We start from the raw sequence: 17,419 nt of genomic DNA on the forward strand, positions 1-17,419 counted from the left end.
GTCTGGCATTCTGCGAATCTCGCGTTTGCCATACAAGTCCGCGTATTAAAACTCAGATTTTTCCAAGGAAAGACTTTTACACAATAGCAGTCACACTCTATTTACAGGGAAAAGAGGAACTGATGCAGTCAAAAATTAACTGGATTGATAATCTGCGAGGAATAGCGTGTCTGATGGTGGTCATGATCCACGCGACGACATGGTATGTCACAAACGCACACAGTATCAGCCCCGTTGACTGGGATATCGCGAATATTCTCAACTCCGCGTCGCGCGTGAGCGTGCCGCTGTTCTTTATGATTTCCGGTTTTCTCTTTTTTGGCGAGCGTAGCGCGCAACCGCGACACTTCATCCGCATCGCCGCATGCCTGGGGTTTTATAGCGCCGTCGCGCTGATTTACATCACGCTATTCACCTCAATTAACCCCGGCCTGTCACTCAAATATCTGCTGCAAAAGCCGGTGTTTTATCACCTGTGGTTTTTCTTCGCCATTATCGTTATCTACCTGGTATCACCGTTGATTCAGGTAAAAAACGTCAGCGGAAAGATGCTTCTGGCGCTGATGGTGGTGATTGGCATCATCGCCAACCCGAATACCGTCTCACAAAAAATTGACGGTTTTGAGTGGCTGCCGGTAAACCTTTACATCAATGGCGATACCTTTTACTACGTAATTTACGGCATGCTGGGACGTGCTATCGGCATGATGGATACTCAAAAGCGCGGTATCAACTGGCTATGTGGGGCGTTGTTTATCATCGGCGTGATTGTCATTTCACGCGGGACGTTGCATGAGCTGCAATGGCGCGGCAATTTTGCTGATACCTGGTATCTGTACTGCGGGCCGATGGTCTTCATCTGTGCCGTTTCCCTGCTGACGCTCGTTAAAAACACCCTGAACGCGCGCCCTCTTCCCGTGCTGGGTTTTATCTCGCGGCACTCGCTGGGCATTTACGGCTTTCACGCGCTGGTGATCCATGCGCTACGCACGAGAGGCGTTGAACTCAAAAACTGGCCAGTGGTGGATATCGTCTGGATTTTCTCCGTCACACTGGTCGTAAGCCTGCTGCTGTCGATGCTGCTACAGAAGGTAGACACCCGCCGCTTCGTCAGTTGACGACGCGCTGTCGGGCCCGATGAAACTGGCGCGGGGAGGAAAACCCTGCCGCCAGGGAGGCCTGCTCCACGCCACGCCCCTGCAATAACCACTGCTCCGCCACCGCCAGACGCAGCTGTTCCAGGTAATCACGAACGCTTATCCCCAAATGCGTCTGGAACAGGCGGGTTAAATGGCGCGGGCTGACATGCGCCAGCGCGGCAATATCCGGCACGTTCCAGGCTTTTTGTGGGTCTGCGGTCAGCGCATCCTGAGCACGATGGATAGCCGGATGAAGATGATTGCGGTAGCGTAACCATGGCGATAGCTGCGGATCGTCCCCGGACCGGCGGAACCAGACCACCATCTCGCGCGCCACAGCCAGGGCCCTTTCTGGGCCGCACAGGCGGTTAATCATATGCAGCGCCAGGTCGATACCCGAGGTGATCCCTGCGCTGGTCCAGACATTCTCATCCTGCACGAATATCCGGTTCTCTTTGATCGTCGCCGTGGGGGCGGCTGCACGTAAACGCCCGATAACTTCATGATGCGTTGTGCACTGCCGGTTGTTCAGCAGCCCTGATTTTGCTGCCAGCAATGCCCCTGAACAGACGCACATCACGGTGATATCCTGGCGCTGAATAGCCGGCTGCAGGCGCATCAGCCAGTGCTGGATCTGCATCGCCTGCGGCGTAGAAAACTGAACGCGGGAGTCGCTTACACCGGGCAGAACCAGCAGGCTCCCTTCCGGAAGCCTTTCCGGCAATGGCGTGATACCGCTCATCATCAAACCAATCGACGTTTGAACCTCAGGTTGCGGGCCAATGTAATGCAGACGAAAGGCATCGCCTGCCAGGACAAAGGTTTCTGCCGGGCCGGTCATGTCTAATGACAACACCCCGGGCAACATAACGAACCAAACGTCGATGCGCATTACAGTGACTCCAGCGTCTCCGCTACCGTTTTAATTCCGGCAAAACGCCCAGACAGTACCGCTTCGGTACGATGACGAATTTCCGCTGCGCTAAGGGTAATTCCCTTGTACGTCATGGGAAACGTCAGCGTTGCCTCGCTAACAAAGGTCACAGCATAACCCAGATCGGATGCCACCCGTGCGGTGGTTTCGCAGCACTGTTCAGTGCGAATGCCGCACACGATCAGCTGGTTGATATCGCGCTCGCGCAGCCAGCGATCCAGGCCCGTGTCCGTGAAGGCATTATGGACGTGTTTCTGGAAAACCACATCCGGTTGATGACGTAAAAAGGCCATCGGTTTGACGTAGCCGCTTTGCAGTGAGAAGGGGCCTTTTTCATCCACATGGAAAATATCGACGACGGGAATGCCGCGTGATTGACAGCCTTCTATCAGCCCCAGCATTGCCTGCTGAAAGGCCGGCATATCTTGCTCCTGCCAGTAATCGCGGTGATGAAAAGACTGTTGGGTATCGATGTTGATTAATGCAATACGTGACATGATGAATCTCCTCGCCAGTGGGTATGCGTACATACTGGCGAGGAAACAGGCACACGGACAGACCAAAAAAGGACATCCTCGTGCCTCTGACAGACAATCACGCTTATGACATCAGCGGCAGCAACTGCTGATAGATTTTGCGGAACACATCGCGCCTTTCAGCATATCGCGCGTGGCGAGTTGCGTCGGGCAGATGAGCCTGTTCCAGCGTGAGCTGTGGCAACAGTTGCGAAAGCGGTTTTTCCGGGTTCATGGCTATCTGCGCCAGCCGCGCGGCACCCAGCGCCGGGCCTACATCGCCCCCGGTACGATAGTCCAGCTGCAATCCACTGATATCAGAAAGCATCTGGCGCCAGTAGCTGCTACGTGCGCCACCGCCGATCAGGGTGATGCTTGCTGGTTTCAGGCCGCAGTCATGGACCACGTCCATTCCGTCCGCCAGCGCATAGCCCACGCCTTCCAGAACCGCACGCGCCAGTTCCGCAGGACCGTGCTGATGGGTTAAACCAAAAAACACCCCTTTCGCTTCCGGGTTGTTGTGCGGCGTACGCTCACCGGAGAGATACGGTAAAAACCAGACGGTACCGGCATTTTCATCCGCCTGCTGTGCTGCGGTAATCAATGCCGGAACATCGGCCATCCCGGTCAGCTTCGCCGCCCAGTCCAGGCAAGACGCTGCACTGAGCATCACTGACATCAAATGCCATTTTCCTGGCAGCGCATGGCAGAAACTGTGCACCGCACTTTCCGGGTTGCTGCGATACCCGTCGCTGACGGCAAAATAGACGCCAGATGTGCCGAGAGACAGCATGGCTTGCCCCGCATCAACCATCCCGACACCCACGGCGCCCGCCGCGTTATCCCCACCGCCGGCCACCACCGGCACAGCAGGCATATTCCAGCGTTCCGCAACGGCGGACTGTAAGGTGCCGGTAATTTCGCTGCCTTCAAAGAGTGCGGGCATATGCTCACGGGTGAGATGACAGGCATCCAGCATCGCCTCGCTCCAGTCGCGTTTCGCCACGTCGAGCCACATGGTGCCGGCGGCGTCGGACATGTCGCTGGCAAAATCCCCCGTCATGCGAAAACGCAGATAATCTTTTGGCAGTAAGACCTTCGCCACCTGACGGAAAATCGCCGGCTCATGGCGTTGCACCCAGAGGAGCTTCGGCGCGGTGAAGCCGGGCATCATCAGGTTGCCGGTGATGTCACGGGACGCAGGCACTCGCGCTTCAAGGAGTACGCACTCTTCCGCACAGCGGCCATCATTCCAGAGGATCGCAGGGCGCAGCACGCGATGCTGGCTGTCCAGCAGCGTAGCGCCGTGCATCTGTCCGGCGATACCCAGCGCGGTGACCTCACGCAGACTGTGCTGTTCACCTAAGGCCTTGATTGCGCGATCCGTCGCCAGCCACCACTGCTCCGGGTCCTGTTCCGACCATAACGGATGCGGACGCGAAACCTGCAGTTTTTCAGTCTGCGTTGCTAACACGTCACCCTGCTCGCTTAAGAGGATGGCTTTCACACCCGATGTGCCAAGATCAATCCCGATATACATTGTGGTGGCTCCTTTGACAGAAATGCCCGGTGGCGCTTCCGCTTACCGGGCCTACGTTTTTACTTGTCGAACAGGTAGTGATTGACCAGATTTTCCAGCAGTTCCTGGTGTCCGCTCTGGTGCTGCGGCGCCAGCTGATGTTGTTCAGCGTACTTCGCAATTTCCGCCAGCGATAACTGGCCTTTCAAAATTTGCTGGCCCAGTTCACTGTTCCAGCCGCTATAACGCTTCGCGACACGTTTATCCAGCTCACCGTCTTCAATCATGCGCGCAGCGACTTTCAGCGCCAGCGCCATGGTATCCATCGCGCCAATGTGGCCATAGAACAGATCGTATTTATCGGTGCTCTGACGACGCACTTTGGCGTCAAAGTTCAGGCCGCCGGTAGTGAAACCACCCGCTTTGATGATTTCATACATCACCAGCGCATTCTCTTCCACGCTGTTCGGGAACTGGTCGGTATCCCAGCCCAGCTGCGCATCACCACGGTTAGCATCGACCGAGCCGAAGATGCCCAGCGCAATGGCAGACGCAATTTCGTGATGGAAAGAGTGACCCGCCAGGGTGGCATGGTTGGCTTCAATGTTAACTTTAATCTCTTTTTCCAGGCCGAACTGCTTCAGGAAGCCGTACACGGTCGCGACGTCGTAATCGTACTGGTGCTTGGTTGGTTCCTGTGGCTTCGGTTCAATCAGCAGCGTGCCGCGGAAACCGATTTTATGCTTATGCTCAACCACCATCTGCATGAAACGGCCAATCTGCTCGCGCTCCTGACGCAGGTCGGTATTCAGCAGGGTTTCGTAACCCTCACGGCCGCCCCACAGAACATAGTTCTCGCCGCCCAACTGATGCGTGGCGTTCATTGCGGTCACGACCTGCGTGGCCGCCCAGCTAAACACTTCCGGATCCGGGTTAGTTGCTGCCCCGGCGCCATAGCGAGGGTTGGTGAAGCAGTTGGCCGTGCCCCAAAGCAGCTTCACGCCACTTTGCTGCTGCTTCGCCGCCAGCACATCCACCATCTGCGCAAAGTTGTTCAGGTACTCTTTCAGCGATGCGCCTTCCGGCGACACATCCACGTCATGGAAGCAGTAATACGGCACGTTCAGCTTGTGGAAGAATTCAAATGCTACATCCGCTTTACGCTTCGCCAGCTCGATAGCCTCTCCCGGCTGTTGCCACGGGCGGTCAAAGGAACCCACACCGAACATATCGGCGCCGTTCCAGCAGAAGGTATGCCAGTAACAGGCGGCAAAGCGCAGATGATCTTCCATGCGCTTACCCAGCACCAGCTCATCCGGGTTATAGTGACGAAATGCTAAAGGATTGGTCGTTTTCGGGCCTTCGTAACGAACACGATCGAGTTGGTCGAAATAAGCTTGCATGTTGAGCTCCATAATCAGGGTATGCGGCGAGTCGTTGATACAGGAGTAATAGTGAATAGACATTTTGGGTTGCTCAATTACGTTATTTCACACTGCTATTGAGAGAATGCGCAACTGTGCGCTAGCTCGCAAAATAATGCGCAAGCAAACTATTTTTCGGCGCAGATTCCATAATCAAATGTAATTAAGACCTTACGTATTTTAAAATCCGATCGCGGTCATAAATTCAGAAATAAACCAAATATCGTAATGAGAAGATAAAAATCTGTAATTGCCAGCCCGCCTTTCCGCGTTAAAAATTTGCTGCGTCTCAGCAGTGAATGTTTCTTTTATCTCAGCAACACATACCCCTACAAAAGGCCTAATAATTATGAAGATAAAGAACCTGACCCTAACGCTCTGCACTACTCTCCTCCTTGCAAGCTTTGCAGGACATGCCAAAGAGGTCAAAATTGGCATGGCGATTGATGACCTGCGTCTGGAACGCTGGCAAAAAGATCGCGATATTTTTGTTAAAAAAGCGGAATCACTTGGCGCAAGTGTGTTTGTGCAGTCTGCAAATGGCAACGAAGAAACGCAGATGTCGCAAATTGAGAATATGATTAACCGTGGCGTTGATGTACTGGTCATTATCCCTTATAACGGCCAGGTATTAAGCAACGTCGTCAAAGAAGCGAAACAAGAAGGGATAAAAGTCCTGGCCTATGACCGCATGATTAATAATGCGGACATTGATTATTATATTTCGTTCGACAATGAAAAAGTGGGTGAACTGCAGGCCAAAAGTCTGGTTGATAAAGTGCCGCAGGGCAATTATTTCCTGATGGGCGGCTCGCCGGTGGATAACAACGCCAAACTGTTCCGCGAAGGCCAGATGAAAGTCCTCAAGCCGTATATCGACAGCGGCAAGATTAAAGTGGTTGGCGATCAGTGGGCGGACGGCTGGTTGCCTGAAAATGCACTGAAAATTATGGAAAACGCGCTAACCGCGAATAACAACAAAATTGATGCCGTCGTCGCCTCCAACGACGCCACAGCCGGGGGTGCCATTCAGGCGCTGAGCGCCCAAGGGCTGGCCGGGAAAGTGGCCATTTCAGGCCAGGATGCGGATCTCGCCGGTGTCAAACGCATCATCGCGGGCACCCAGACCATGACGGTGTATAAGCCCATCACTGAACTGGCCAACACGGCTGCAGAGATCGCCGTAGAGCTGGGGAACGGTAAACAACCGAAAGCCGACGCGACGCTGAACAACGGTCTGAAAGATGTGCCGGCTCGCCTGCTCACGCCAATTGAAGTCAATAAAGAGAACATTGACGCCACCGTCATCAAAGACGGTTTCCACAAGAAGAGTGAACTGTAATCCAGCGCAGCCCCTGCTCTGCGGGGGCGCATCGACTTGTACTGTTTTTACCTCGGGTCATGTGGAGCAGTTATGCCTTATTTACTTGAAATGAAGAGCATCACCAAGCGTTTTGGCGCGGTGAAAGCGGTCGATAACGTGAGCCTGCGGCTAAATCCTGGTGAAGTGGTTTCGCTCTGCGGCGAAAACGGTTCGGGTAAGTCGACGCTGATGAAAGTGTTGTGCGGGATCTATCCGCATGGCAGCTACGAAGGTGAAATTGTCTTTGCCGGTGAGGTCATTCAGGCCACCCACATTCGCGATACCGAACGTAAGGGTATCGCCATCATCCACCAGGAGCTGGCGCTGGTGAAGCATCTCACCGTGCTGGAGAATATTTTCCTCGGGGCCGAAATTTCGCGACGCGGCGTGCTGGATTACGACACCATGACGCTACGCTGTGAAAAACTGCTGGCGCAGGTCAGTCTGGCCATTTCGCCAGATACCCGCGTGGGAGACCTGGGTCTGGGGCAGCAACAGCTGGTTGAAATTGCTAAGGCGCTGAACAAACAGGTCAGACTGCTGATCCTCGACGAGCCCACGGCCTCTCTCACCGAACAGGAAACGGCCGTCCTGCTGGATATCATCCGCGATCTGCAAAACCACGGTATCGCCTGCATCTACATTTCGCACAAGCTCAACGAGGTCAAAGCCATTTCTGACACCATCTGCGTGATCCGCGATGGTCAACACATTGGCACACGAGAAGCCGAAGGCATGAGCGAGGATGACATCATCACCATGATGGTGGGGCGCGAGCTGACGGCCCTTTACCCGAATGAACCTCACACAATGGGTGATGAAGTATTACGCGTGGAGAACCTGACCGCGTGGCACCCGGTTAACCGCCATATCAAACGCGTTAACAACATCTCCTTTTCCCTGCACCGGGGTGAAATTCTCGGTGTTGCCGGGCTCGTCGGTGCCGGGCGGACTGAAGCCGTACAGTGCCTGTTCGGCGTCTGGCCAGGGCGATGGGAAGGTAAGGTTTATATCGATGGTAAGCCGGTAAAAATCGACAACTGCCAGCAGGCGATTGCCCACGGAATTGCCATGGTGCCGGAAGACCGCAAAAAAGACGGCATCGTGCCGGTAATGGCGGTGGGTAAAAACATCACGCTCGCGGCACTCGATCAGTTCTCCGGCGCGCTGAGCAGCCTTGATGATGCCGCTGAGCAACAGTGCATTCTGCAGTCTCTCGCCCGGCTCAAAGTGAAAACATCCTCCCCGGAGTTAGCCATTGGACGCCTGAGCGGAGGCAACCAGCAAAAAGCCATTCTGGCGCGCTGCCTGCTCCTCAATCCACGCATATTGATCCTTGATGAGCCGACGCGTGGCATTGATATCGGTGCGAAGTACGAAATCTACAAACTGATTAATCAGCTTGTACAGCAAGGGATTGCCGTCATTGTCATCTCCTCTGAATTACCCGAAGTGCTCGGCCTGAGCGACCGTGTGCTGGTCATGCACGAGGGCAAACTGAAAGCCAATCTGATTAACCAGAACCTGACGCAGGAGCAGGTGATGGAAGCCGCTTTAAGGAGCGAACGTCATGTCGAAAAGCAATCCGTCTGATATCAAAGTCGCTGTTCAGACGCCCGGCGCATTCGCGGGGTTAAAAGCGCTGAATCTGCAGGTATTCGTGATGATCGCGGCGATTATCGCCATTATGTTGTTCTTTACGTGGATGACCGATGGCTCCTACCTGAGCGCGCGTAACGTCTCTAACCTGCTGCGCCAGACTGCCATCACCGGCATTCTTGCCGTGGGCATGGTCTTCGTCATTATCTCGGCGGAAATCGATCTGTCGGTCGGGTCGATGATGGGCCTGCTCGGCGGCGTCGCGGCCATTTTTGACGTCTGGCTTGGCTGGCCGCTGCCGCTGACCGTGGCGGTGACGCTGGTGTTGGGTCTGGTGCTTGGCGCCTGGAATGGCTGGTGGGTTGCCTACCGGAAAGTCCCGTCGTTCATTGTTACTCTGGCAGGAATGCTGGCCTTCCGCGGCGTATTGATTGGTATCACCAACGGCACCACCGTCTCCCCCACCAGCGCGGCCATGTCACAGATAGGTCAGAGCTACCTCTCCGATAGCGTGGGCTTTACCCTCGGCGTGGTCGGGCTGCTGGCATTTGTGGCCTGGCAGTGGCGTGGCCGTATGCGCCGTCAGTCGCTGGGGCTGGCCTCCTCTCCATCAGCATCCGTGGTGGGACGTCAGGCGCTCACGGCGGTGATCGTGCTCGGCGCGATTTGGCTTCTGAATGACTATCGCGGCGTGCCTACGCCAGTTCTCCTGCTGGCCCTCTTGCTGCTGGGCGGCATGTTTATGGCCACGCGCACCGCGTTTGGCCGCCGTATTTACGCCATCGGCGGCAACCTTGAGGCCGCCCGTCTGTCAGGCATTAACGTAGAGCGCACTAAACTGGCGGTGTTCGCCATTAACGGACTGATGGTGGCTATCGCCGGGTTGATCCTCAGCTCGCGTCTCGGGGCGGGTTCCCCGTCAGCCGGGAACATTGCCGAGCTGGATGCTATCGCCGCCTGCGTCATTGGCGGTACCAGCCTCGCGGGAGGTGTCGGCAGCGTGGCGGGCGCGGTGATGGGGGCATTTATCATGGCTTCGTTGGATAACGGGATGAGTATGATGGACGTCCCGACATTTTGGCAGTATATCGTCAAGGGGGCCATTCTTTTGCTGGCAGTCTGGATGGACTCTGCCACCAAGCGGCGTGCCTGATAACCGTATTGTGACTTATTTGGGAAGCGAGCCATGTTTGAAAAGCGTCACCGCATTACGTTGTTATTCAATGCCAACAAAGCTTACGACCGGCAGGTGGTAGAGGGCGTTGGTGAATATTTGCAGGCGTCGCAATCCGAGTGGGATATCTTTATTGAAGAAGATTTCCGCACCCGACTCGAGAACATCAAAGACTGGCTGGGCGATGGCGTCATCGCTGACTATGATGACCCGGTCATTGAGCAATTACTGACAGACGTCGACGTCCCGATTGTGGGCGTCGGCGGCTCTTACCATTCGCCCGAGCACTATCCTCCCGTTCACTATATCGCCACCGATAACCATGCGCTGGTTGAAAGCGCGTTTCTGCATTTAAAGGAGAAAGGCGTCCATCGCTTTGCGTTCTATGGTTTACCGGCCTCCAGCGGCAAACGCTGGGCCGTTGAGCGCGAACACGCCTTTTGTCAGCTTGTCGCCCAGGAGAAATACCGCGGCGTGGTCTATCAGGGGCTGGAAACCGCGCCGGAAAACTGGCAGCACGCGCAAAACCGTCTGGCTGACTGGCTGCAGACGCTGCCGCCGCAAACCGGCATTATTGCCGTGACGGACGCCCGTGCGCGCCACGTATTGCAGGTCTGCGAACATTTGCACATTCCGGTGCCGGAAAAGCTGTGCGTGATTGGCATCGATAACGAGGAGCTGACCCGTTACCTTTCTCGTGTGGCTCTCTCTTCAGTGGCGCAGGGTACCCGACAGATGGGGTACCAGGCCGCAAAATTACTGCATCGTCTGCTGGATAACGAATCCCTGCCGCTTCAGCGCCTGCTGGTTCCCCCGGTCCGCGTGGTAGAACGTCGCTCAACGGATTACCGCTCCCTGAACGACCCGGCGGTCATCCAGGCGATGCACTTCATCCGCAACCACGCCTGCAAAGGTATCAAGGTCGATCAGGTGCTGGATTCCGTGGGTATTTCCCGTTCAAATCTGGAGAAGCGTTTTAAAGAGGAAGTGGGCGAAACCATCCATGCGGTCATTCACGCTGAGAAGCTGGAGAAAGCGCGCAGTTTGCTCATTTCCACGTCGCTGTCGATCAACGAAATCTCGCAGATGTGCGGCTATCCGTCGCTGCAGTATTTTTATTCGGTATTCCGTAAAGAGTATGACAACACGCCGAAAGAGTATCGGGAACGCCACAGCGAAGTCATGATGTAGAAAAGAAAACGCCTTCCAGTGGAAGGCGTTATTGGGATTACATATGGGCGGCGATAAGTCGCTGGTTATCCTGGTACATCGCAAACAGGTAGTTGTTATAGCGCTGACCCTGGGTGGAATAACCTTTCAGCTTGTGGATCATCGTACTGGCCGTCACTTCCTGATCCGCTTTACGCAGCTGAGCACGCGACTTACGGAACGACGAGTAGGCCGGATGCGTGTTCAGGTTTACCACATAGGCGTTCACTGAATCTTTCACCGATTCAAACTGCGAGTAGCCCTTCACCTTACCCGGCGCATTTTTACAACGCCCCTTCACACACTTCATGCCGAAGAGGTTATTGTTGTTGCGCGCCAGCTTCGAGGTGCCCCAGCCACTTTCGGCTGCAGCCATTGTCGCAACCATGCTGCCCGGAATGATGTCGACACGCTCAAGGAGCGAATTCCACGGCACACGACGGGTGTTACCGTTCCAGCTCACCTTGTAGCGCTTTGCGATATCTTTCAGGCGCGCACGCTCGGACGGCGTCCAGCGGCTATCGTACTGTTTGGCGATCAACCAGTTACGATCTGCCGTAATCGCGGCGTTTTGACTTGTGATGTAAGGCATTACCGTCCGGAGAAACGCTTTTTTCCTTGGTGTTCCGGAAGGGTATTTTCGCAAATCAGGAAGTGAACTACTCTTTGCACTATTGCGAGAATACTCTTGTTTACTGCTAACCTTACTACTTGTCGTCTTTATTACGTGGGCTTTCTTACTCGTTGTATCCGTGTGCGTCTTCGCAAGCACCCCACCCGAAAATGTCGTGGTGAGTAACATGAGTATCGCGGCCCCATATCGTCGAATGGGAGTCGATATCATTAGGTCTCCTGGTCGGATATAAACATTCCAACACCTTATTTTTTTCACAAATTTGAGAGCGGAATCTCAAATCATATCAAAAATAGACTTCAAGAGCACGTATAGAAATAGTCCAATTCCGAAACTATGTCACCTGAAACGTGCTCATTTAAACATCAATTCTGAAAATTTGTGTGCGTTCTCGCAGATAACTGCCTAATTTTGCGCGGGATCACTCATCCTCTCACGTCATCCTTGCAGAAAGCGCCGGGGGATGAGTTTTTACCCAACACCTGATGGCACACTGGTCAAAAATGCCGCGACAGGAAAATGGAATGAAACGCACCGCACTGGCTTTTCTGATGTTACCCGCACTGGCACATGCCGACTGGTCATCACCGGGATTTAGCGCCTTTAGCGCCGAAGGCACCGGCGTGTTCACCAGCCAGGCAAAGCTTGCGAAGGGTACGCGCCCTTTGACAGTGAGTTTTGACAACACGTGCTGGCAGCCAACAGAAGCGATAAAACTCAACGAGATGCTGTCGCTCAAACCGTGTGACGGCACGCCGCCGCAGTGGCGTCTGTTCCGCGACGGAGAGTACCAGATGCGTGTCGATACCCGATCCGGCACGCCAACCCTGATGCTGACCATCAAGAGCACAGCAGAACAGCCGGTGGCAGACGTTATCCGCCAGTGTCCAAAATGGGACGGAAAACCGCTGACGCTGGAGGTGGGGAATACGTTCCCGGAAGGCTCCGTGGTGCGAGATTTCTACAGCAAACAAACCGCGACGGTACAACAGGGAAAAATTACCCTTCAGCCTGCCGCCAACAGCAACGGCCTGCTGCTGCTTGAGCGCGCCGAAACCGACAAACCCGCGCCGTTTAGCTGGCAAAACGCCACCGTCTATTTCGTACTGACCGACCGCTTTGTGAATGGCGACCCCACCAACGACAACAGCTATGGTCGCCATAAAGATGGGATGCAGGAGATTGGTACCTTCCACGGCGGCGATCTGAAAGGGCTTGCGAGCAAGCTTGATTATCTGCAACAACTGGGGATAAACGCACTCTGGATAAGTTCCCCGCTTGAGCAGATCCACGGCTGGGTCGGCGGTGGCACCAAAGGGGATTTCCCCCACTATGCTTACCACGGCTACTACACGCAGGACTGGACAAAGCTTGATGCCAACATGGGCACCGAAGATGATTTACGTCATCTCGTCGATGAAGCGCACAAGCGCGGCATCCGCATTCTGTTCGATATCGTCATGAACCACGCGGGTTACGCGACGCTTGCCGACATGCAGGAGTACCAGTTTGGCGCGCTCTATCTGCAGGGTGATGAGCTGAAGAAAACGCTGGGTGAACGCTGGACGGACTGGAAGCCGGGCACAGGACAAAGCTGGCACAGCTTTAATGATTACATTAACTTCAGCGATAAAGCCGCATGGGAAAAATGGTGGGGTAAAAAATGGATCCGCACCGATATTGGTGATTACGACAACCCAGGCTTTGACGACCTGACCATGTCGCTGGCGTTTTTACCCGACCTGAAAACGGAATCCACCACGCCATCCGGTTTGCCGAACTTCTATCAACACAAGGCCGATACCCATGCCAAAGCTATCCCGGGATACACCCCGCGAGATTACCTGACGCACTGGCTGAGCCAGTGGGTACGCGAATATGGTATTGACGGTTTCCGTGTTGATACGGCAAAGCACGTTGAGCTGGCGGCCTGGCAGCAGTTGAAGGACCAGGCAAGCCAGGCGCTGGCAGCCTGGAAAGGTGCTCACCCGGACAAAAAACTCGACAATGCGCCATTCTGGATGACGGGTGAATCCTGGGGCCACGGGGTCATGCAGAGCGATTATTACCGCCACGGCTTCGATGCGATGATTAACTTCGATTATCAGGAGCAGGCGGCAAAAGCGGTGAGCTGCCTGGCCGATATCGATCTGACCTGGCAGCAGATGGCGGAAAAACTGCAAACCTTTAACGTCCTGAGCTATCTCTCTTCGCATGACACCCGCCTGTTCCGCGAAGGGGGCCAGCGCGCGGCAGAGCTGCTGCTATTAGCGCCGGGCAGCGTACAAATCTATTATGGGGATGAATCAGAGCGTCCGTTTGGGCCGACGGGTTCCGACCCTCTGCAGGGAACACGCTCGGATATGAACTGGCAGGATGTGACGGGCAAACAGGCGTTAACCGTCGCCCACTGGCAAACGCTGGGTCAGTTCCGCGCCCGCCATCCGGCGATAGGTGAAGGCAAGCAAACCACGCTTTCGCTGAAAGAGGGGTATGGATTCGTACGTGAACATGATGGCGATAAGGTGATGGTCGTCTGGGCGGGAAATCAATAGCCCCCTCACCGCGGTTTTCTCCCTCTCCCTTAGGGCTGAGGAATCCCCAGTAATTTTTTACCGGAAGCGATGAATGTTGCTTCAGGAAAATGAATGACTTACAGCGACGCCCTGGTCCGGCTGTAAATCGCTGAGGCGTTTCCTGCAGGCCGGGGCGAGGCGCATGGATGCGCCGAGAGGGCGGCTTTACAGGGACGTTACATCCGCCCGTCCCCGATAAGCCGGAAGGAATAAGCCGAGGGCACCGCGAAGCGGCGATTTACCGCCGGGAGCCCGGGTCGCCAGGGCGGTGGCGATTGAGCCGCCCTGGCACGTTCACAAGTCATGCCGTTACAGAGTAGCAAGGAACATAAAGTGAACGGAATTACCTCTACAGCCATATGTTCCCCCTCACCCAACCCTCTCCCTCAAGGGAGAGGGGGTCCTCCGTGCAGGCATTATTTTATGGGGATCCCTCAACCCTTAGGGAGAGGGCCGGAGTGAGGGGCACCCACCAGAACTATTCACTACAAAAATCCACACCCGCCATATAAAACCACAAATCCGACCACACCAGCCGATTTGCACCCGCACGGTGCTAGCGTTATGGTTACCCACTTTCAAAACAAGCTCGACAGATCACCTGCTATGACGTTTTCACTTTTCGGCGACAAATTTACCCGCCATTCAGGCATTACCCGCCTGATGGAGGACCTCAACGACGGGCTGCGCACACCGGGCGCCATCATGCTCGGCGGCGGAAACCCGGCTCAAATCCCGGAGATGAATACCTATTTCCAGACGCTGCTCGCTCAGATGCTGGAAAACGGCAAAGCAACCGATGCGCTTTGCAATTACGACGGCCCACAGGGTAAAACCGAACTGCTGAAACTCCTCGCCGATATGCTGCGTGAAGAGCTGGGTTGGGATATCGAACCGCAGAATATTGCACTAACAAACGGCAGCCAGAGCGCGTTTTTCTACTTGTTTAACCTGTTCGCAGGACGTCGCGCCGACGGCACCACCAAAAAAGTGCTGTTCCCGCTGGCCCCGGAGTATATCGGCTACGCCGATTCGGGTCTGGAAGAGGATCTGTTCGTCTCCGCGCGCCCGAATATTGAGCTGCTGCCGGAAGGCCAGTTCAAATACCACGTCGATTTTGAACATCTGCACATTGGTGAAGAGACGGGCATGATCTGCGTATCACGTCCCACCAACCCAACGGGCAACGTCATCACCGACGATGAGCTGATGAAGCTGGATGCGCTGGCAAATCAGCATGGCATCCCGCTGGTGATCGATAACGCCTATGGCGTGCCGTTCCCGGGTATTATCTTTAGCGAAGCACGTCCGCTGTGGAACCCGAACATCGTCCTGTGTATGAGCCTTTCCAAGCTCGGCCTGCCGGGCAGCCGCTGCGGGATCATCGTCGCCAATGAAAAAATCATCACCGCCATTACCAACATGAACGGCATTATCAGCCTTTCTCCTGGCGGTATTGGCCCGGCGATGATGTGCGAAATGATTAAACGCAACGATCTGCTGCGCCTGTCTAATGACATGATTAAGCCGTTCTACTATCAGCGCGTTCAGGAAACAATTGCCATTCTTCGCCGCCATTTACCGGAAGAACGCTGCCTGATCCACAAACCTGAAGGGGCGATTTTCCTGTGGTTGTGGTTTAAAGATCTGCCGATCACCACCGAGCTGCTTTACCAGCGCCTGAAGAAGCGAGGCGTATTGATGGTGCCGGGTGATTACTTCTTCCCGGGGCTGGACAAGCCGTGGCCGCATACGCATCAATGTATGCGCATGAACTACGTGCCCGATCCGGAAAAAATCGAAGCCGGGGTAAAAATTCTCGCCGAGGAGATCGAATTCGCCTGGCGCGAAGACGCCCAGTAAGAACCTACGCCAGATGACGCAACCGTTCAGTGCGTAATCTGGCGGGATCGACACAGCTCAGCGCGTGGGTCGGACAGGCTTCCACACAGGCCGGTCCGTCCGCGCGATGCGCGCATAAATCGCATTTCAGCGCCTGAAGCGTATTTCCTGCCCACTGCACCTGCATCGCCCCAAACGGGCACGCCACCATACAGCGTTTACACCCAATACAGCGCGCCTGTTCAACCTGCCAGGCCCCCTCGCCACGGCGAATCGCCTGCGTCGGACAGACATTCGCGCAAGGGGCATCTTCACACTGATGGCAACCCACCGCCGTGGTGAAAGCGTCCCCTTTGATTACCCGAATGCGGGGCGTAAAGGCGTCTGCTGAGATGGCGTCCTGATGCGACACGACACACGCCACTTCGCAGGTGCGACAGCCGATGCATTTTGCCGAATCCGCCATGATGAACCGGTTCATCTGTTATCCCTCGCGCACGGTAAAACCCAGCTCTCTGGAGATCGCGTCCGCCGTTTCACGCAGCGGTGTGAGCAGATTTTTTTCGCCAATCTGCTTCATGCGGGAGGTCGACAGCGAAATTGAGATCGCATACGGCACGCGGCCATGAATATCAAACACCGGCACCGCAATACAGGAGACCCCCAGTTCGTTCTCTTCTTTGTCCATCGCCATGCTGTGCTCACGGATTTCCGCCAGCTCGTCATACATCGCGCTCAGTTCGGTGATGGTGTTGCGGGTCAGCGGCTGGATCTGATCCTGGTGGCTTTCCCAGTAGCTCGCCACATAATCCTGGTGACCGAATGCCATGTAGATCTTACCCATTGCCGAGCAGTAAAGCGGCATATGCTGGCCGATATAGGCGCGCGTGCGCAGCATACCGGTGGTCGGCTCAAGCTTGTAAATCAGGATCGCGTGATCGTCTTCGCGGCTGGAGAAGTTCACCGTCTCGCCAGTGGCGATATTCAGCGACTCAAGATGCGGAGCAGCCACGTGGATGATGTTCAGCGACGACAGCGCCTTTTGCCCGACGGCGATAAATTTGGTGGTCAGGCGATAGCTGCCCGCCGCCGGTGCCGGGGTGACGTACCCGCACGACTGCAATCCCTGCAGTAACCGGTGCACGGTGCTTTTATTCAGCCCGGCCAGTTCCGATAAATGGGCCAGAGGACAGCCGTTCGGATAGTTACTGAGGATCTCAATCAGCATCAGACCGCGAAACAAGCTCTGGCTACCAGCTGGCCTCTCTTTTTCTTGCGTCATGTCGCTCTCTTTCATGCTCATCCCATGGCTCCTTTTTATCGCGCCCTGATGGTAGCGCAAAGTGTGGTTCAGTTCACGATCTCAACAGAAAAAACACAACCAGTTGATTTTAATCGATTTTGAAAAACATGAATGTCGTTGATCTGGCAAAATTTGATCGCTATATTTGAAATCAGATTTCGCATAGTGAAATGTAGCGATAAAAAAGC

General features: G+C 55.0%; 14 protein-coding genes. 7 read left to right on the forward strand and 7 right to left on the reverse strand.

The window, feature by feature from the left end:
* Positions 1-122: 122 nt before the first annotated feature.
* Positions 123-1,118 carry an acyltransferase gene (locus tag ACTJJI_RS16185; RefSeq protein WP_194516707.1) on the forward strand — a complete coding sequence of 332 codons (996 nt, stop codon included), beginning with the start codon at positions 123-125 and terminating at the stop codon, positions 1,116-1,118.
* On the opposite strand, the gene ACTJJI_RS16190 is transcribed toward ACTJJI_RS16185, so the two are convergent.
* The 4 genes from ACTJJI_RS16190 to xylA form a co-directional block, all read right to left on the reverse strand.
* A complete protein-coding gene (locus ACTJJI_RS16190) occupies positions 1,111-2,031 on the reverse strand; it encodes a GlxA family transcriptional regulator (RefSeq protein WP_014830213.1) in 921 nt (306 codons plus the stop codon). The two genes, ACTJJI_RS16185 and ACTJJI_RS16190, sit on opposite strands and share 8 nt — an antisense overlap.
* The gene (locus ACTJJI_RS16195) at positions 2,031-2,570 is read right to left on the reverse strand and encodes an isochorismatase family protein (protein ID WP_118283500.1); all 540 of its coding nucleotides are present in this window, start codon (positions 2,568-2,570) and stop codon (positions 2,031-2,033) included. Before ACTJJI_RS16195 ends, ACTJJI_RS16190 begins: the two co-directional genes overlap by 1 nt.
* Positions 2,571-2,673: 103 nt before the next feature.
* A complete protein-coding gene (xylB, locus tag ACTJJI_RS16200) occupies positions 2,674-4,128 on the reverse strand; it encodes a xylulokinase (RefSeq protein WP_440654804.1) in 1,455 nt (484 codons plus the stop codon).
* 59 nt (positions 4,129-4,187) lie between these two features.
* Positions 4,188-5,510, reverse strand: coding sequence for a xylose isomerase (xylA, locus tag ACTJJI_RS16205; RefSeq protein WP_014830210.1), 1,323 nt, complete (start codon positions 5,508-5,510; stop codon positions 4,188-4,190).
* A gap of 370 nt (positions 5,511-5,880) precedes the next feature.
* Here xylA and xylF point away from each other — a divergent pair, with 370 nt between their 5' ends.
* From xylF to xylR, 4 genes are all read left to right on the forward strand, one after another.
* Positions 5,881-6,873, forward strand: a complete 993-nt coding sequence (xylF, locus tag ACTJJI_RS16210; protein WP_013094963.1) for a D-xylose ABC transporter substrate-binding protein — start codon at positions 5,881-5,883, stop codon at positions 6,871-6,873.
* 72 nt (positions 6,874-6,945) lie between these two features.
* The gene (locus ACTJJI_RS16215; RefSeq protein WP_182380801.1) at positions 6,946-8,487 is read left to right on the forward strand and encodes a xylose ABC transporter ATP-binding protein; all 1,542 of its coding nucleotides are present in this window, start codon (positions 6,946-6,948) and stop codon (positions 8,485-8,487) included.
* Positions 8,465-9,646: a xylose ABC transporter permease XylH gene (xylH, locus tag ACTJJI_RS16220; RefSeq protein ID WP_248042293.1), complete on the forward strand. Its 1,182-nt coding sequence runs from the start codon at positions 8,465-8,467 to the stop codon at positions 9,644-9,646. The genes ACTJJI_RS16215 and xylH overlap by 23 nt, the downstream gene beginning before the upstream one ends.
* A gap of 33 nt (positions 9,647-9,679) precedes the next feature.
* The gene (xylR, locus tag ACTJJI_RS16225) at positions 9,680-10,858 is read left to right on the forward strand and encodes a D-xylose utilization transcriptional activator XylR (RefSeq protein WP_014830205.1); all 1,179 of its coding nucleotides are present in this window, start codon (positions 9,680-9,682) and stop codon (positions 10,856-10,858) included.
* A gap of 37 nt (positions 10,859-10,895) precedes the next feature.
* Here the strand turns inward: xylR and ACTJJI_RS16230 are convergent, their stop codons facing one another.
* Entirely contained in the window at positions 10,896-11,720 is an 825-nt protein-coding gene (locus ACTJJI_RS16230) for a protein bax (protein ID WP_014830204.1), read from the reverse strand.
* A gap of 314 nt (positions 11,721-12,034) precedes the next feature.
* On the opposite strand from ACTJJI_RS16230, the gene ACTJJI_RS16235 reads away from it, so the two are divergent.
* Together ACTJJI_RS16235 and avtA are read left to right on the forward strand one after the other, a co-directional pair.
* A complete protein-coding gene (locus tag ACTJJI_RS16235) occupies positions 12,035-14,065 on the forward strand; it encodes an alpha-amylase (protein ID WP_440654808.1) in 2,031 nt (676 codons plus the stop codon).
* A 627-nt stretch (positions 14,066-14,692) separates the two neighbouring features.
* Positions 14,693-15,949, forward strand: coding sequence for a valine--pyruvate transaminase (avtA, locus tag ACTJJI_RS16240; protein ID WP_440654810.1), 1,257 nt, complete (start codon positions 14,693-14,695; stop codon positions 15,947-15,949).
* Between the two features lie 4 nt (positions 15,950-15,953).
* On the opposite strand, the gene ACTJJI_RS16245 is transcribed toward avtA, so the two are convergent.
* Positions 15,954-16,409 carry a 4Fe-4S dicluster domain-containing protein gene (locus ACTJJI_RS16245; protein WP_096928336.1) on the reverse strand — a complete coding sequence of 152 codons (456 nt, stop codon included), beginning with the start codon at positions 16,407-16,409 and terminating at the stop codon, positions 15,954-15,956.
* Between the two features lie 3 nt (positions 16,410-16,412).
* A complete protein-coding gene (gene yiaJ, locus ACTJJI_RS16250; protein ID WP_020686532.1) occupies positions 16,413-17,231 on the reverse strand; it encodes an IclR family transcriptional regulator YiaJ in 819 nt (272 codons plus the stop codon).
* Positions 17,232-17,419 lie beyond the last annotated feature (188 nt).

Origin of the sequence: Enterobacter sp. 22466, from assembly GCF_052044775.1 — a bacterium.
In the GTDB taxonomy this organism is placed as follows: Bacteria; Pseudomonadota; Gammaproteobacteria; order Enterobacterales; family Enterobacteriaceae; genus Enterobacter; species Enterobacter dissolvens.

Bases quoted from the DNA above. Each gene is read 5' to 3' on its own strand.
- ACTJJI_RS16235 (WP_440654808.1), top strand. From the start codon at position 12,035: ATGAAACGCACCGCACTGGCTTTTCTGATGTTACCCGCACTGGCACAT.
- ACTJJI_RS16190 (WP_014830213.1), bottom strand. From the start codon at position 2,031: ATGCGCATCGACGTTTGGTTCGTTATGTTGCCCGGGGTGTTGTCATTA.
- xylA (WP_014830210.1), bottom strand. From the start codon at position 5,510: ATGCAAGCTTATTTCGACCAACTCGATCGTGTTCGTTACGAAGGCCCG.
- ACTJJI_RS16230 (WP_014830204.1), bottom strand. From the start codon at position 11,720: ATGATATCGACTCCCATTCGACGATATGGGGCCGCGATACTCATGTTA.
- avtA (WP_440654810.1), top strand. From the start codon at position 14,693: ATGACGTTTTCACTTTTCGGCGACAAATTTACCCGCCATTCAGGCATT.
- ACTJJI_RS16185 (WP_194516707.1), top strand. From the start codon at position 123: ATGCAGTCAAAAATTAACTGGATTGATAATCTGCGAGGAATAGCGTGT.
- yiaJ (WP_020686532.1), bottom strand. From the start codon at position 17,231: ATGAGCATGAAAGAGAGCGACATGACGCAAGAAAAAGAGAGGCCAGCT.
- xylF (WP_013094963.1), top strand. From the start codon at position 5,881: ATGAAGATAAAGAACCTGACCCTAACGCTCTGCACTACTCTCCTCCTT.
- xylR (WP_014830205.1), top strand. From the start codon at position 9,680: ATGTTTGAAAAGCGTCACCGCATTACGTTGTTATTCAATGCCAACAAA.
- ACTJJI_RS16215 (WP_182380801.1), top strand. From the start codon at position 6,946: ATGCCTTATTTACTTGAAATGAAGAGCATCACCAAGCGTTTTGGCGCG.
- xylB (WP_440654804.1), bottom strand. From the start codon at position 4,128: ATGTATATCGGGATTGATCTTGGCACATCGGGTGTGAAAGCCATCCTC.
- ACTJJI_RS16245 (WP_096928336.1), bottom strand. From the start codon at position 16,409: ATGAACCGGTTCATCATGGCGGATTCGGCAAAATGCATCGGCTGTCGC.
- ACTJJI_RS16195 (WP_118283500.1), bottom strand. From the start codon at position 2,570: ATGTCACGTATTGCATTAATCAACATCGATACCCAACAGTCTTTTCAT.
- xylH (WP_248042293.1), top strand. From the start codon at position 8,465: ATGTCGAAAAGCAATCCGTCTGATATCAAAGTCGCTGTTCAGACGCCC.